Here is a 14779-nt window from a genome sequence, read left to right on the forward strand (position 1 = left end):
TCCGGTGCGCCCTCCGGCGTTTCCGGGTCCGTCGCGCCGGACGGCTGTTGCCTGCGCGGGTGAGGTCACCTAGGGTGCTAAGCAAGCTTAGTTTTTGTCCGCGGTGCCGCACGGCCCACCGTCGAAGCTGGGCTTGCCTACCTGAGGAGTCATCCCATGCCAGCAGAGCACAACATCCAGATCCCCGGCGCCCCCTCCGTGGAGCCGCCCCAGCTGGAGGAACCCACCACGCCGCGGGAGCCCCTGCCGCCCAAACCGGACCAGCAGGGCCCCGAAGCTGTCTCACCTACCGGCAGCCCCACCGGCGCCCCGGCGAACTCGCGGGCACAGTCCGGCGCGTACCTCACCACGGCCCAGGGCCTCCGGCTCTCCGACACCGACCACTCGCTCAAAGCCGGACGGCGCGGCCCGGTGCTGCTGCAGGACCACCACCTGCGCGAAAAGATCACCCACTTCGACCACGAGCGCATCCCCGAGCGCGTAGTCCACGCCCGCGGCGCGGGGGCGCACGGCGTCTTCCGGTCCTACGGGTCGGCGTCGAACATCACCCGCGCCGGGTTCCTGGCCAAGGACGTCGAGACGCCCGTCTTCGTCCGCTTCTCCACGGTCCTGGGCTCCCGCGGCTCGGCGGACACCGTCCGGGACACCCGCGGCTTCGCCACCAAGTTCTACACCGACGAGGGCACCTTCGACCTGGTGGGCAACAACATCCCGGTCTTCTTCATCCAGGACGGCATCAAGTTCCCGGACATCGTCCACGCCGCGAAGCCGCACCCAGACCGCGAAATCCCGCAGGCCCAGAGCGCCCACGACACCTTCTGGGACTTCGTCTCGCTGCACACCGAGGCGCAGGCCCACACCATGTGGAACATGTCCGACCGGGCCATCCCGCGCTCCTACCGCACCATGGAGGGCTTCGGCGTCCACACCTTCCGCTTCGTCAACGCCGAGGGCAAGACCAGCCTGGTGAAGTTCCACTGGAAGCCGAAGCAGGGGGTGCACTCGCTGGTCTGGGAGGAAGCCCAGCTCATCAACGGCATGGACCCTGACTTCCACCGGCGGGACCTGGCGGACGCGATCGAGGCCGGCGCCCACCCCCAGTGGGAACTCGGCGTCCAGGTCTTCCCGGACACGGAGGAGGAATTCTTCGAGGGCATCGACCTGCTGGACCCCACCAAGTTCGTCCCCGAGGAACTGGCCCCCGTCCAGCCGATCGGCCTGATGACCCTGAACGCCAACCCGGTGAACTACTTCGCCGAAACCGAGCAGGTGGCCTTCCACCCCGGCCACCTCGTCCCGGGCATCGACGTCACCAATGACCCGCTGCTCCAGGTCCGGCTCTTCTCCTACATCGACACCCAGATCAGCCGGCTCGGCGGCCCCAACTTCAGCCAGCTGCCCATCAACCGCCCGCACGCGCCCGTCAACGACATGCTGCGCGACGGCATGCACCAGACGGCGGTGCACGGGGGAGCGGCGCCGTACCACCCGAACTCGCTCGACGGCGGCTGCCCGTTCCTGGCCGGCGCCGACGTCGGGGCGTTCATCGACGTTCCCGAAGAACTCGCCGCAGCGGTCAAGGAGCGCAAGTCGCCGGCGTCTTTTGACGACCACTACAGCCAGGCGCGGCTGTTCTTCCGCAGTCTGGCCCCGGTGGAACAGGACCACGTGATCCAGGCGTACACCTTCGAACTCGGGAAGTGCCGCGAAGAGGCGGTCCGCCAGCGCCAGCTGCTGGCCCTGGCCAACATCGACGCCGCCCTGTGCGCCGCCGTCGCCGCCGGGCTCGGCATGCCGGCGCCGGAGCCCACCGCAGAGGTCGAGGATGCCGCCCCGAGCCCCGCGGTCTCGCAGATCGGGGGGTCCTGGCCGGTGTCCGGCCGGGTGGTGGGCATCATCGCCGACGAGGACAGTGACCTGGATGCGGTCCGCGCCGCACGGGCCGCGCTCGACGCCGCCGGGATCGTGCCGCTGGTGATCGCACCGGCCGGGGGCTTCCTGGGCGGCGCCGACGGCGGCGTGCCGGTCCAACGCACGTACCTGACGGCCCGCTCCACCGAGTTCGACGCCGTGATCGTCGCGGCGTCGGGCGCTCCGGCACCGGATGCCGCGCAGGGGCGGGACGCCAAGGCCGGCGAGCCGGGAGCGTCGCTGGACCCGCGGGTTGTGCTGCTGCTCTCGGAAATGTTCCGGCACGCCAAGGCCATCGGCGGCTGGGGTCCGGCCGTCACATGCCTCGACGCGGCGAGCATCCCGGCTGACGCCGCCGGCATCGCCCTGGGGCACGGCCCGGACGGCGTCGTCTCCCAGCTCACGGACCTGCTGGCGGCGCACCGCGCCTGGGAACGCTTCCCGGCCGCCCGCGCCTAAAGGGCCGGCACCGGCAACCGGTCAGCCGGAATGAAGAAGGGAGGAGCCCGCGGGCTCCTCCCTTTTTCATGTTCCCGCCGGCCGGCGGTGTCTAGCAGTACCTCTAGCCGTCTTTGCCTTTGCCTTTGCTCTTTGGCTTCCCGCTGTCAGGGGCGGGCGCGGGTGCGACGGCGGGCGGGGGTGCCGCCGCTGCGGCCGCTGCGGCCGCTGCGGCCGCTGCGGCGGCTTCGGCCTGGGCGGCAGCGGCCGCAGCGGCCTGCGCTGCAGCTTCCTGGACCGCCCGTTCCTGCTCGGCGGCGACCCGGGCAGCTTCGGCTTCGGCCTGCCGGGCGTTGAGGTCGGCCCGGACGGCGTCGACGGACTTCTGGATGCTTTGGTGCCGTTTGAAGGACACCTCGCCGCGGGCCGCCGCCTCGTCCAGCTGCAGCTTGAGCTCGTCGAGGTGCTTCAGCGACGTTGCGGTGTCATCGGCTGCGGCCGCCTCGGTGACGGACAGGACCAGGGACTGCAGCTGCCGGGCCGCGTCCCGGTCCAGGTCGGGCGCCGCGGTGCAGCCGGCCAGGGCGGCGGTGAGCAGTACCGTGCCGAGGACCCAGCCCGCGAGATGCGGCCGGATGCGGTTGGGGTGCGGGGAGGTCAGGTTCATGGCTCCACGCTCTTCTGCAGTTCCTGCAGGTGCTGCCCCAGGTCCCCGGTGACGGCCGGATAGGGCACCACGGCGGGTGGAACAGGGGCCGCGAGGGCGACGGCGGCCGCGACCGCCCCCGTGACCAGCGCCAGCAGCAGGAGCGCCAGCAGAATCTGGGTCCGGCGGCGGGCCAGCCGGAAGCGGCCGGCGGTCCGGGACGCCAGCGACCGCGGGTTGGCCCGCTGGCCGCTGACGGCGTCCGGGTCCAGCAGATGCCCGGCCCGGATGCCGGGGGCGTGCCCGGCGGGGGCCGGCGGAGAGTTCAACGGGGCGGCGGCGGTCAACGGCGCTATCTGGGTGGCGGGGGCCAGCGGCGCGGTCATGGGAGCGGCGGGGATGGTTGCGCCCAGCGGAGCGGCCCCTGTGCCGGGAACCGCTTCGGCGGGCGACAGCCGCGGGGGCCGGGCCGGCGGGGCGGGCAGGACGCGCGTGCGCTCTTCCGCGAGGAGCCCGGGCAGCGACCCGGGGGAGACGAGAGCATGCCGCAGCGCCACTTCGATGTCTGGGGCCGAGGGCCGGTCGAGGGGATCCAGCGCCGTCATGGCCCGGATCAGCTGGGCCCATTCCGCGGGGACAGAATCGGGGATGGCAGGGGCGCGGTGCAGCCGGGCGACGGCGGATTCCACGGCACTGCCGGGGTACTCGAGCTCACCCTTGATGCATTCGAGCAGCACCAGGCCCAGGGAATAGATGTCACTCGCCGGTCCCAAGTCGGCGCCCCGGGACTGTTCCGGGCTCAAATACGCGGCGGTCCCCACCATGGTCCCGGTGGCGGTCAGCCGGGTGCCGTCCACCAGGCGGGCGATCCCGAAGTCGGTGAGCTTCGGCCGGAGCGGTTCCCCGGGGCGGACCGGAACCAGGAGGATGTTGGCCGGTTTGATGTCCCGGTGGACGATGCCAAGCGAGTGCACGTAGGCCAGCGCGTCCGCCACGCCGGCGCCGACGACGGCGACCTCATCCAGCGGCAGGGGGCTGTGCCGGATCCGGGTCCGGAGGTCCTGGCCCTCCACCAGTTCCATAGTGAGGAACGGGCGGGGTTCTTCCGGGATGCGGGTGTCCGTGCCGGCGTCGAAAAGGGTCACCAGGCTTGGATGGTTCAAAGTGGCCAGCAGCTCTATTTCGGCCTGCTGGCGGCGGAGTTCGTCAGGATCAGCGGACTGCGGGGCAAAGAGTTTGAGGGCCACGTCGCGGCCCAGGTTCAGGTCCGTGGCGGTGTAGACGGACGACATTCCGCCCCGGCCGATCACTTCCCCGAGCCGGTAGCGGCCGCTTAAGAGCTCGTCCGTGATGGCTGTGGGCGAACTGTTGTCCACGCTGTCCCCGTTTCTTCCCCCCGGGTGCCAAGGCGGCACCCCTCATGAATGATACCGGGACGGGTATCGGTCCCCGCACTGCGGCCGGGGACCAACGGCCGCTGTGCGGGACAGATGTTCTGCATCCCACGTGCCGTTGGATCCCCCAGCGGACCCAACGGCGGAATGCTTTTGCCGGTGCCTCTTTGTCGTTGGGTCCCCCAGCGGACCCAACGGCGGAATGCTTTTGCCGGTGCCTCTTTGTCGTTGGGTCCCCCAGCGGACCCAACGGCGGAATGCTGTACCGGAGCCTGTGAGGCCGTTGAGTCCCCCAGCGGACCCAACGGCTTCGCTCCGGCCTCACAAGACTTGAGGGGAGCGGGCTTCCTACGGCGGGCGTTCCCGGTGATGCGGGGAGGGTTTATGGCGCGCACGCGGCCCTGCGTGCCGTGCCCGCGCGGGATGCAGCGGGCCGGCCGCCGGTGGCGGGGCGTCGGGTGGGTAGGACGAAAAAGGGGTGCCGGAATGCCGGCAGTGGACGGTGGCGTCCATCGGGATCTCCTGGATGACTGTAGGCGGGCGCTCAAGGGCAGCCCGAGTGGCCGTGCTCTGTGGAGGGCAGAGACGGCTAACTAGTCAGGAGATGAACCGGGGTCAGCGGCGACGGCTGAGTGCACGTGCTGCAGCGGACCACGGATTGGTTCTGAGCCGGAGGTGGGGATCACCAGGTACTGGCTGGGCAGCCAGGCGGCTGCGCTGCCGGGACCACCGGACGTGAGGGTGTTGGCGGATCCGGAACCGGGAGCCGCCGGCAGGGCATTGGGAGCGGGCAGACCTGTCCCGTTGGGCCAGGGTCCGGGGCGTTCCTTGCCCTCAGGAGCTTCGGGCGCGGTTCCCCCAGGGGCCGAGCCTGCCGGAGGCGCGCTGCCGGCATGGTGGCCGTCCCCGGCCGGCAGGATCTCAGCATCCAGCACCGGCAGGTAGAGGGCCGCGCCAAAGAAATCGGTGTCCCGTCCGGTGGCGCCCTCTTGCAGTCCGGACAGGGCTTCGCCGCTGACATCGCAGTCGGCAGGGATCTCCGCGGCAGGCAGGGCGGGAGGTGCCGCGGAGATCCCTGCCGACTGCGATGTCAGCGGCGAAGCCCCTGTAGCACTGAGGACGGGGGTGGGGGTGGGGGTCGGGGTGGAGTCAGCCGCGGCGCCGGTAGCGCAGAGCGCCAGCCACGCAAGTCCCGCGGTGCCGCCCAGTATCACCCGCCGGAGCGTGCGGCGCGCGCGTAACGGGACTGATGCTGGGTCCACACGCACACCCCATTTCCCCGAACGCCCAATGGTGCATCTAGGGTAAGTCCGCGCGCGGGCGTGAGTCCATAGCGCCCCCTAAAAGCGGCAGGCAAAACCGCGGAACTTCGCGATAAATCCGCAGGTCAGCGGGCGTCGTTCGGGTAGCTGACCCCCAGCTGGGCGCGCACGCCGTCGAACAGCCGCATGGTGTTGAGCGAATCCTCGAGGGGCATGACGGGGCTCTCGGTGAGGCCGTGCTGAATGCAGCGGGTCACCTCCCGCAACTCATAGCTGTACCCGCGCCCGACGACGTTGAACGTCTCGGTGCGCGGCTCGTCGAAGCCGACGCGCACCAGCAGCTCCTTGGGGTTGTTGATGGAGCCGATGGACTGCAGAAACCCATTGCTGCCGGCCACGGTGGCGGTCCGGGGGCCGTGTGCCAGCAGGGAGGAGGTCAGCTGGGCCTGCGCCCCGTGGTGGTAGCCGAGCGTCAGCGCGTTCTGGGCGTCCACGCCGTCGTCGTTCAGCCAGCCCGTGGCGGTGACAGTCTGGGGGAAGCCCAGCGTGCCCAGCGCCCAGAGCAGCGGGTAGACGGTGAGGTCCAGCAGCGCGCCGCCGCCGTCATGGGGCGCCCAGAGGCGCGAGGTGGGCGAGTACGGCGCCGGGAAGCCCAGGTCCGCCCCCACCCACCTGACCTCCCCAAGCTCGCCGGAGCCGGCGATCTCGAAGGCCCGCTGCATGCCGGGCAGGAAGCGGCTCCACATGGCCTCCATCAGGAACAGCCCGTTGGCCCGCGCCAGGGAGACCAGCTCGGACGCTTCCCGGGCGTTGACGGTGAACGACTTCTCGCAGAGGACGTGCTTGCCGGCGGTCAGGGCCGCCATGGCGATTTCGTGGTGGTGGGCGTGCGGCGTGGCGACGTATACGACGTCGACCGCCTCGTTGGCGAGCAGCCGCTCATATCCGGTGTGCCCGTCCTGGTCCCCGTAGGCGCGGGCAAAGCCGAAGTCAGCCGCGAACGCATCGGCCGCGGCCTGGGTGCGGGAACTGACCGCATACAGCTCGGCGTCGGCAAGGAGTTCCAGGTCCCGGGTCACCGCGGCGGCGATTCCTCCCGTGGCGATCACACCCCAGCGCAGCCGGGCGCCGGTGGCAGTACGGGGGTCGGTGTCCGGCTGGCTGGACAACCAGGGCTTGGCGATGAGGGCGGTCATGGAGCCATCCTCTCATTCGGGGGAGGGAGGGGTGTGGTTCCTGGCACCGGAGCTGCGGGAGGATCGGGAGGGATCCGCCCGCAGCGCCCCTGTTACGCCGGCGCAGGCGCCGGCGCGGTTGCCGCCGGACGGGCCGGGGACGCCTCCTCCGTCAGCCGGCCCTGCTGCAGCCGGAAGCGCCGGTCCGTTTTGTTCGCGAGCTGGCGGTCATGGGTGACCACTAGGATGGTGGTGTTGTGGTCCCGGCTCAGAGAGCTGAGCAGCTCGATGATGTGCTCGCCGGTCTGTTCGTCCAGGTTGCCGGTGGGCTCGTCCGCCAGGATCAGTTGGGGCGAGTTGGCCATGGCCCGGGCGATCGCCACGCGCTGCTGCTCGCCGCCTGAGAGCCGGTTGATGCGGCGGGCATGCTTTCCGGGGTCCAGTTGCACCTGCTCCAGCAGTTCCCTCGCGCGGGAAAGCCGTGCGGCCTTGCGCATCCCGGCGAATTCCATCGGCAGCATCACGTTGTCCACCGCGGACAGGTTGGGGACCAGGTTGAACTGCTGGAATACGAAGCCGATGCCCTGCCGGCGGTAGTCCGTCAGTCTGCTGTCCGGCATGCCGGCCAGGCTCACACCGTTGACCAGTACGTCACCGCTGGTGGGCTTGTCGAGCGCGCCGAGGAGGGACAGCAGGGTGCTTTTGCCGCTGCCGCTCTTGCCCACAATGGAGGCCAGCGTGCCCTGCGCAAGCTTGAAACTGACATCGTTGACCGGTTTGATGGTCCGGTCGCCGGACTTGAACGTGCGGACCAGGTTTTTGACTTCGAGCATGGCTACTCTCCTCGGAGGACTTCGATGGGGCGGATGCGTGCGGTGAGCAGGGCCGGAACCAGCGCGCCGATGATGGCGACGCCGAACACGGCGGCGATGCCGGCGCCGATCACGCCGGGGGAGGCGCTCGCAGTGACGGACGTCAGCAGCTGGCCGGCGCCGCCCAGCGGGTTCCCGCCGGGAGCACCCGGGAAGCCGCCCGGCGCCATCCCGCCGGGAATCCCGCGCTGCCCTGCGGCACCGGCCGCCCCGGTGGCCGTGGTGGTGTTGGAGCTGATCAGTGCGGAGGCGATGCCTCCGCTGGCGAAGGAGGCGACGGCGGCCCCCGCGGCACTGCCCAGTGCCACGAGGACCAGCGCCTCCAGCACGAACTGCAGGCCGATGGTACGGTTCCGGGCGCCGATCGCTTTCAGCACCCCGATTTCCCGGCGGCGCTCGCGGACCAGCATGACCATGATCAGCAGGATGATCAGGCCCGCGGTGGCCAGGGCAGCCACGAATGCGATGAAAGAGATGCTCTTGACGCTGCTGAGCGAGCTGACGGCGGTTTCCAGGTTGCGCTGGCCCTGGCTGACATCGGCGGCATCGGTGCCGAGCGCCGCCTGCAGGGCCGTCTTGGCGGACTCGACGTGGTCCATGGAGTCCACGGTGACGATCAGAGTGGACAGCTCCCCGGGGAGCTCCGCGAGGGTCTGGGCTGTGGGGAGCGTGAGATACAGCGCGTTGTTGCCGAAGGCCGTGCCGGCGTCGAAGAGCCCGGCCACGGTGAAGCTCTGGTCCTTGATCGTGAACGCCGAGCCGACGCCGAGGCCGTTTTTCTCGGCGAGTGTGGTGCCCAGCAGGGCACCGGAAGAGGCGGCACTGTAATCGCCTAGTCCCGAGCCCGCCGTCAGCTCCAGTGCCTTGCCCGTGGTGTCCACTTCGGCACCAACGCCGGTGGCTGTAATGGGCAGGGAGAACGACGTCGCGGCGCCGGGGCTCCCGGTTGTGCCCGTCGCTGCCTGGTTGCGGGTGCCGAGCGTCCCGGCGTCGACGGCGGCTGTGAGGCTGGTGGTCACGGTGGCGGCGGACTGGCCGCCGGGACCGCCCTGGCCCGCGGGACCTCCCGCGCCCGCCTGGGCGGCGGCCGCCTCGGCGTTGCGCAGCCGCAGCGCCGTGGCGCCGACCACCGAGCTGACGTTGGGCACGCCGGCCGCCGTCGTCGCCTGGTCTGCGGTGAGCGGCTCGCCGCCGCCTTCGAAGCCCTGCCCGCCGGCGGGGGTGACGGTGAGGACGGTGCCCACCGAAGCGTTCAGTTCCGAGACCTTGCCTGCGACGGCCTGGTTGGCCACCAGCATGGCCAGGGCGAGGCCGATGGCGACCGCCAGCACGGCCACTACGGCCGCTGTTCGGACCTTGTTTCGAAAGGCGTTGCCGATACTCCGGGCAAGGACGCTCACGTGACTCCTAGGGATCTTGAGCCGGCCCGGGTGGCCGGCGGCAGATCCCACAGTGGTACGGGCTGCTGTGCGGACCGCCGTCGGGAGCTATGGATCCGCTGTGAAGGGAGCCCCGTGTGAGAACCCTGTGAAGGGAGCCCCGTGCAGAGAACCCCGTGAAGAAACATGGCGAACGCGGAAAAGCGGGCAGCAAAAAGCCCCGGCCCGCTTCTGGACTGGTCCAGAGGCGGGCCGGGGCTCCTTGATGTCGGTGCTCCCTGACGTCGGTTCTACCTGATGTCAGGGCGACCGAACTATCCCTGGGTCAGCGGTCCGAGTACCGGATCGTTGACGTAGGCCGTCTTGACGTTCTCCGAGGTCACGATCACCGGCTCCAGCAGGTAGGCCGGAACAACCTTGACCGTGTTGTCGTAGGACTTGTCGTCGTTGATCTCAGGCGTCTTGCCGGCCTGGAGGTCCTTGACCATGGTGATGGCGTGCTCCACGAGCTTGCTGGTGTCCTTGTTGATGGTGGAGTACTGCTCTCCGGCCATGATGGACTTCACGGACTCAACTTCGGAGTCCTGGCCGGTGACGACCGGGATCGGCTTGCCGGCGGCCTTCACCGAGGTGATGATCGCGCGGGCCAGGGTGTCGTTCGGGGACAGGACGCCGTCGAGCGTTGCGCTGCCGTAGGTGCCGGCGAGCAGGGTGTCCATGCGGCGCTGGGCGTTTTCTGCCTTCCAGCCCTGGGTTACGGCCTGTTCGAAGGAGGTCTGGCCGGACAGTACCTTGAGGGTGCCGTCGTCGATCTTCGGCTTCAGGACGCTCATGGCGCCGTCGAAGAAGACCTTCGCGTTGGCGTCATCCGGGGAACCGGCGAAGAGCTCGATGTTGTACGGGCCCTCGGGCTTCTTAGCCTTCATGCCTTCCAGCAGCGCCTGGCCCTGGAGTTCACCGACCTTGAAATTGTCGTACGCCACGTAGTAGTCCACGTTGGCGGTGTTCAGGAGCAGGCGGTCGTACGCGATGACCGTGGCTCCCGCCTCCTTGGCCTGCTGCAGCTGGGTGCCCAGCTGCGCACCGTCGATGGCGCCGACGATGATGACCTTGGCGCCCTTGGTGATCATGGCGCTGATCTGGTTCTGCTGTTCCGAAACGCCGCCGTTGGCGAACTGCACGTCCGGCTGGAAGCCGGCGTTCTTGAGGCCGTCGTTGAAGAGCGTCTCCGCCAGAACCCAGTTTTCGCTGGTCTTCTGGGGGAGCGCGACGCCGATCATGGAGTCCTTCGGGAACGCTTCCCCGCCGGTGGTGGAGCCGCCGGTGGACCCGGTGTCGGCACGGCCGCAGGCTGTCAGCGCCAGTGCCGCAATAGCAGCGATTGCTGCTGCCTTTCCTGCTTTACCAATCAGTCGCATTGCTTGGTTCACTTTCTTTAGATGGTGTGCGGAGAATCTTGGGGAGGTCCAGGGAGCCGATCAGGCGCCCTTGGAGATGACCTCTTTGGTGGAGGTGGTCTCGTCGGGCTTCATCTCGCTGCTGCGGCCGAAGTTCTTGAACATCAGGCCGATGATGGATTTCTTGCCCTGGGTCTTGTTGTAGACGTCGAACGCGACGGCGATCAGTAGCACCAGGCCCTTGATGATCTGGGTGAGGTCGGCGCCGACGCCGAGGAGCTGCAGGCCGTTGTTCAGCACAGCCATGACCAGGCCGCCGACGATCGAGCCGATCACGGTGCCCACGCCGCCGGTCACCGCTGCGCCGCCGATGAACACGGCCGCGATGGCGTCCAGTTCCCAGCCGACGCCGTCGAACGGGCCCGAGGCGGTGGAGCGGCCGACGAAGATCATGCCGGCCAGGCCGGCCAGGACGGACATGTTCATCATGACCAGGAAGTTGACCTTCTTGGACTGCACGCCGGAGAGCTCGGCGGCGTGCCGGTTCCCGCCGACGGCGTAGATGTGGCGGCCGATCACGGTCTTGGAGGAGATGAAGCCGTAGATGATAACGAGCGCTGCCAGGATCAGGCCGGGGATGGGGAAGGACGTGCCCGGACGGCCGGTGGCGAACAGGTACGTGGCGTAGAGGATAGCGGCGCAGATCAGGACCAGCTTGGTGATGCTGACCCAGGTCTCGGGGACCTCGGCGCCGAGGGCCTTGGCGGTGCGGCGGGAGCGGATCTCGCTGAAGATAACGAACGCGACGGCGGCCAGGCCCAGGAGCAGGGTGAGGTTGTTGTAGCCGGTGGTGGGCCCCACCTCGGGGAGGTAGCCGGAGCCGATCTTCTGGAAGTCGGAGGGCACCGGGATGGTGTTGGACTTGCCCACGTACTGGTTGGCGCCGCGGAAGATCAGCATGCCGGAGAGCGTCACAATGAACGCCGGAATGCCGATGTAGGCCACCCAGAACCCTTGCCAGGCCCCGATCAGGACGCCCAGCAGCAGCCCCATGAGGATGCCGAGGTACCACGGGATGCCCCAGTCGCGGATGAAGAGGGCCACGCAGACGCCGACGAACGCCGCCACCGAACCCACGGACAGGTCGATGTGGCCGGCGATGATCACCAGGACCATGCCGATGGCAAGGATCAGGATGTAGGAGTTGCCGTTGAAGAGGTTGATGACGTTGCCCGGGGTGAGCGTGCGGCCGTCGGTGGCAATCTGGAAGAAGATGATCAGGGCCACCAGGGCGAAGATCATGCCGAATTGGCGGGTGTTGCCGCCAAAGAGCTTCTTGAGCGCGTTCATTGTTTCAGTCCTTGGTTCAGGCGGTCTTGCGGGCGGAGGTCATGAGCTTCATGAGGTTTTCCTGGCTGGCTTCGTCTTTGTTCAGCACGCCGGTGATGGCGCCCTCGAAGATGGTGTAGATCCGGTCCGAGAGGCCCAGCAGCTCGGGCAGCTCCGAGGAAATCACAATCACGCCTTTGCCCTGGTTGGCCAGCTGCTGGATGATGCCGTAGATCTCGTACTTGGCGCCGACGTCGATCCCGCGGGTGGGTTCGTCCAGGATCAGCAGCTCAGGGTCGGTGAACATCCACTTCGCCAGCACCACCTTCTGCTGGTTCCCGCCCGAGAGTTTGGCCACGCCTTCCTCCACGGAGGGCGCCTTGGTCCGCAGGGATTTGCGGTACTGCTCGGCGACCGTGAAGACCTTGTTGGCGTCGATGACGTTGCGTTTGCTGACCTTTTTGAGGTTGGCGGAGACGGTGGTTTCCTTGATGTCGTCCAGCAGGTTCAGGCCCAGGGTCTTGCGGTCCTCCGTGACGTAGCCCAGGCCGGCGTCGATCGCCTGGCGGACGCTCTTGAGCTCCACTTCCTTGCCGTCCATGTACACGTGTCCGGAGAGGAACCGGCCGTAGGACCGGCCGAAGACGGAGCGGGCCAGCTCGGTGCGGCCGGCGCCCATCAGCCCGGCGAAGCCCACGATCTCGCCGCGGCGGACGAAGAAGTTCGAGTTCTTGCAGACCATGCGGTCCTGGACCTGGGGGTGACCCACGTTCCAGTTCTTCACCTCGAAGAAGACCTCGCCGATCTTCGGCTCGTGGTCCGGGAACCGGGATTCCAGGGTGCGGCCCACCATGCCCTTGATGATGCGGTCCTCGTCGACGCCGTCGGCCTTGACGTTGAGCGTCTCGATCGACTTGCCGTCGCGGATGATGGTGATGGAGTCCGCGATCTGCTCGATCTCGTTGAGCTTGTGCGAAATGATGATCGAGGTGATGCCGCGGCCCTTCAGGCCCAGCATCAGGTCCAGCAGGTGCTGGGAGTCGGACTCGTTCAGCGCTGCGGTGGGCTCGTCGAGGATAAGGAGCTTCACCGACTTGTTCAGGGCCTTGGCGATCTCCACCAGCTGCTGCTTGCCGACGCCGATTTCCTTGATGGGGGTCTCCGGGTCCTCCCGCAGTCCCACGCGGGCCAGCAGCTCGGTGGAACGGGTCCGTGCCTCGGCCCAGTCGATCACGCCACGCTTTGTGGGTTCGTTGCCCAGGAAGATGTTCTCCATGATGGACAGCTCGGGAATCAGCGCGAGTTCCTGGTGGATGATCACGATTCCGGCGTGCTCGCTGGCCCGGATGTCCTTGAACTGCTGGACTTCGCTCTGGTAGACGATGTCGCCCGTGTAGCTGCCGTAGGGGTAGACCCCCGACAGGACCTTCATGAGGGTCGACTTGCCGGCGCCGTTTTCACCGCAGATCGCGTGGATCTCACCGGCCTTCACCCGCAGGTTCACCTCGGACAAAGCTTTAACGCCGGGGAACTCTTTGGTGATGGAGCGCATCTCGAGGATTACCGGATCGCTGTGCGTGTTGAGGGACGTCATCTGCCCTTACGCCTCCAATGCATGACTTCGTTGTCCGCCCCTGCAAACCGCAGGGTCGTCTGATGGAAAAGTAAACTGGATCACAGGCGTTGTCGTCAAGTCTTTAACGCAACGGCCCGATAACGAAAACTCAGTTTCGTCGGATTCCCGCGTGCTGGAACACCAATGCGGTGGCTCCCAGGGCCTCGGCCCGGTCGCCCAGCGAGGACATGGTGAGGGTGGTGGTTTCGCCGATCACGGGCACGGCGTGGCGGACCAGGCCCCGCCGGATCGGGTCCAGCAGCAGCTCGCCGAGCCCGGCCAGCGGGCCGCCCACAACGATCACCTCGGGGTTGATCAGGTTGGCCACGTTGCCCAGTGCGCGGCCGACGGCGAGCCCGGCGTCGTCCACCACGCGCAGGGTCGCCGAGTCCCGGGCGAGGGCCTTGCGGACGATGTCCTCCGGGGTGAGCGGAGCGTCGTCACCGCGGCCCAGGAGCTCGATCATGGTGGTGGTGGAGGCGATGGTTTCCAGGCATCCGCGGTTCCCGCAGCGGCAGACCAGGCCGTGTTCATGGATGGTCGCGTGGCCGATTTCGCCCGTGATTCCCACGTTGCCGTAATAGGGCATTCCGTTCAGGATCAGCCCCGCACCGATGCCGGACCCGATCTTGAGGAACATCAGGTTGCTGATGCCGGTGTGCGGCCCCCAAGTGACCTCGGAGAGGGCGCCCAGGTTGGCGTCGTTGTCGACAAAAACGGGCAGATCCAGGGCCTCTTCGAGGCGTTCGAGGATGTTGATGCCCACCCACTCGGGCAGGATGGCGCCCTGCGCCACCGTCCCGGTGCGCCGGTCGATGGGGCCGGGGATCCCGACGCCGGCACCCACCACGGCGCTGCGTTCCACGCCGCTGGAATCCAGCAGCCGGTCCACCAGCCCGACGGCGGCGGTGATGCCCTCCTCGGCCTGGTGGCCCAGCGGGAGGAGGACGGATTCCTCCGCGATGACGTGGTAGCTCAGGGACGCCAGAACAACGCGCAGGTGCCGGCGGCCGAAGTCGATGCCGACCGCCACGGCCCCGTTGCTGTTGAGCCGGACGTTGAGGGCGCGGCGGCCGGAACTGGTGGTGGGCTCGGTGGAGGCCAGCCCGGCGTCCTGCATGATCTTTACGATGTTCGAGACGGTGGCCGTCGACAGGCCGGTCTGCCGGGCCAGTTCCGCCTGCGTGGAGGGTCCGGCGAGAAGGCATTCGATGATCCGCTGCTGGTTCAGGTGGCGGAGGGCGGACTGCGATCCGGGGTTTTTGGTGCGGCTCCTCGTTGAGCGCGTTGGTGAGGGCATGCATGAAGGTTCCCGCATCACGCTCTTGTAGTCAAGAAGTTAACGCAACCGGAGCGCCCGT

At 68.3% G+C, this 14779-nt stretch carries 11 protein-coding genes; 1 reads left to right on the forward strand and 10 read right to left on the reverse strand.

Annotated features, from left to right (window positions below):
• The first annotated feature begins 156 nt into the window (after window positions 1-156).
• Entirely contained in the window at window positions 157-2370 is a 2214-nt protein-coding gene (locus tag AR539_RS07005; RefSeq protein WP_066434081.1) for a catalase, read from the forward strand.
• A 103-nt stretch (window positions 2371-2473) separates the two neighbouring features.
• Here the strand turns inward: AR539_RS07005 and AR539_RS07010 are convergent, their stop codons facing one another.
• The 10 genes from AR539_RS07010 to AR539_RS07055 form a co-directional block, all read right to left on the reverse strand.
• Window positions 2474-3016: a hypothetical protein gene (locus AR539_RS07010; protein ID WP_066434082.1), complete on the reverse strand. Its 543-nt coding sequence runs from the start codon at window positions 3014-3016 to the stop codon at window positions 2474-2476.
• Complete coding sequence (locus AR539_RS07015) at window positions 3013-4371, reverse strand: serine/threonine-protein kinase (protein ID WP_066434088.1); 1359 nt, start codon at window positions 4369-4371, stop codon at window positions 3013-3015. The genes AR539_RS07010 and AR539_RS07015 overlap by 4 nt, the downstream gene beginning before the upstream one ends.
• Before the next feature lie 611 nt (window positions 4372-4982).
• On the reverse strand, window positions 4983-5651 hold the full coding sequence (locus AR539_RS07020) for a hypothetical protein (RefSeq protein WP_157360942.1): 669 nt from the start codon (window positions 5649-5651) through the stop codon (window positions 4983-4985).
• Between the two features lie 125 nt (window positions 5652-5776).
• The gene (locus AR539_RS07025; protein WP_066434099.1) at window positions 5777-6847 is read right to left on the reverse strand and encodes a Gfo/Idh/MocA family protein; all 1071 of its coding nucleotides are present in this window, start codon (window positions 6845-6847) and stop codon (window positions 5777-5779) included.
• A 92-nt stretch (window positions 6848-6939) separates the two neighbouring features.
• The gene (locus tag AR539_RS07030; protein WP_066434102.1) at window positions 6940-7659 is read right to left on the reverse strand and encodes an ABC transporter ATP-binding protein; all 720 of its coding nucleotides are present in this window, start codon (window positions 7657-7659) and stop codon (window positions 6940-6942) included.
• 2 nt (window positions 7660-7661) lie between these two features.
• On the reverse strand, window positions 7662-9098 hold the full coding sequence (locus AR539_RS07035; RefSeq protein ID WP_066434104.1) for an ABC transporter permease: 1437 nt from the start codon (window positions 9096-9098) through the stop codon (window positions 7662-7664).
• A 293-nt stretch (window positions 9099-9391) separates the two neighbouring features.
• The gene (locus AR539_RS07040) at window positions 9392-10495 is read right to left on the reverse strand and encodes a substrate-binding domain-containing protein (RefSeq protein ID WP_066434107.1); all 1104 of its coding nucleotides are present in this window, start codon (window positions 10493-10495) and stop codon (window positions 9392-9394) included.
• A gap of 60 nt (window positions 10496-10555) precedes the next feature.
• On the reverse strand, window positions 10556-11824 hold the full coding sequence (gene mmsB / locus AR539_RS07045) for a multiple monosaccharide ABC transporter permease (RefSeq protein WP_066434111.1): 1269 nt from the start codon (window positions 11822-11824) through the stop codon (window positions 10556-10558).
• A 16-nt stretch (window positions 11825-11840) separates the two neighbouring features.
• A complete protein-coding gene (gene mmsA, locus AR539_RS07050) occupies window positions 11841-13397 on the reverse strand; it encodes a multiple monosaccharide ABC transporter ATP-binding protein (RefSeq protein ID WP_066434112.1) in 1557 nt (518 codons plus the stop codon).
• A gap of 130 nt (window positions 13398-13527) precedes the next feature.
• Complete coding sequence (locus AR539_RS07055; RefSeq protein ID WP_066434117.1) at window positions 13528-14718, reverse strand: ROK family transcriptional regulator; 1191 nt, start codon at window positions 14716-14718, stop codon at window positions 13528-13530.
• Window positions 14719-14779 lie beyond the last annotated feature (61 nt).

The organism is Arthrobacter sp. EPSL27, assembly GCF_001512305.1.
Classification (GTDB): Bacteria; Actinomycetota; Actinomycetes; order Actinomycetales; family Micrococcaceae; genus Arthrobacter.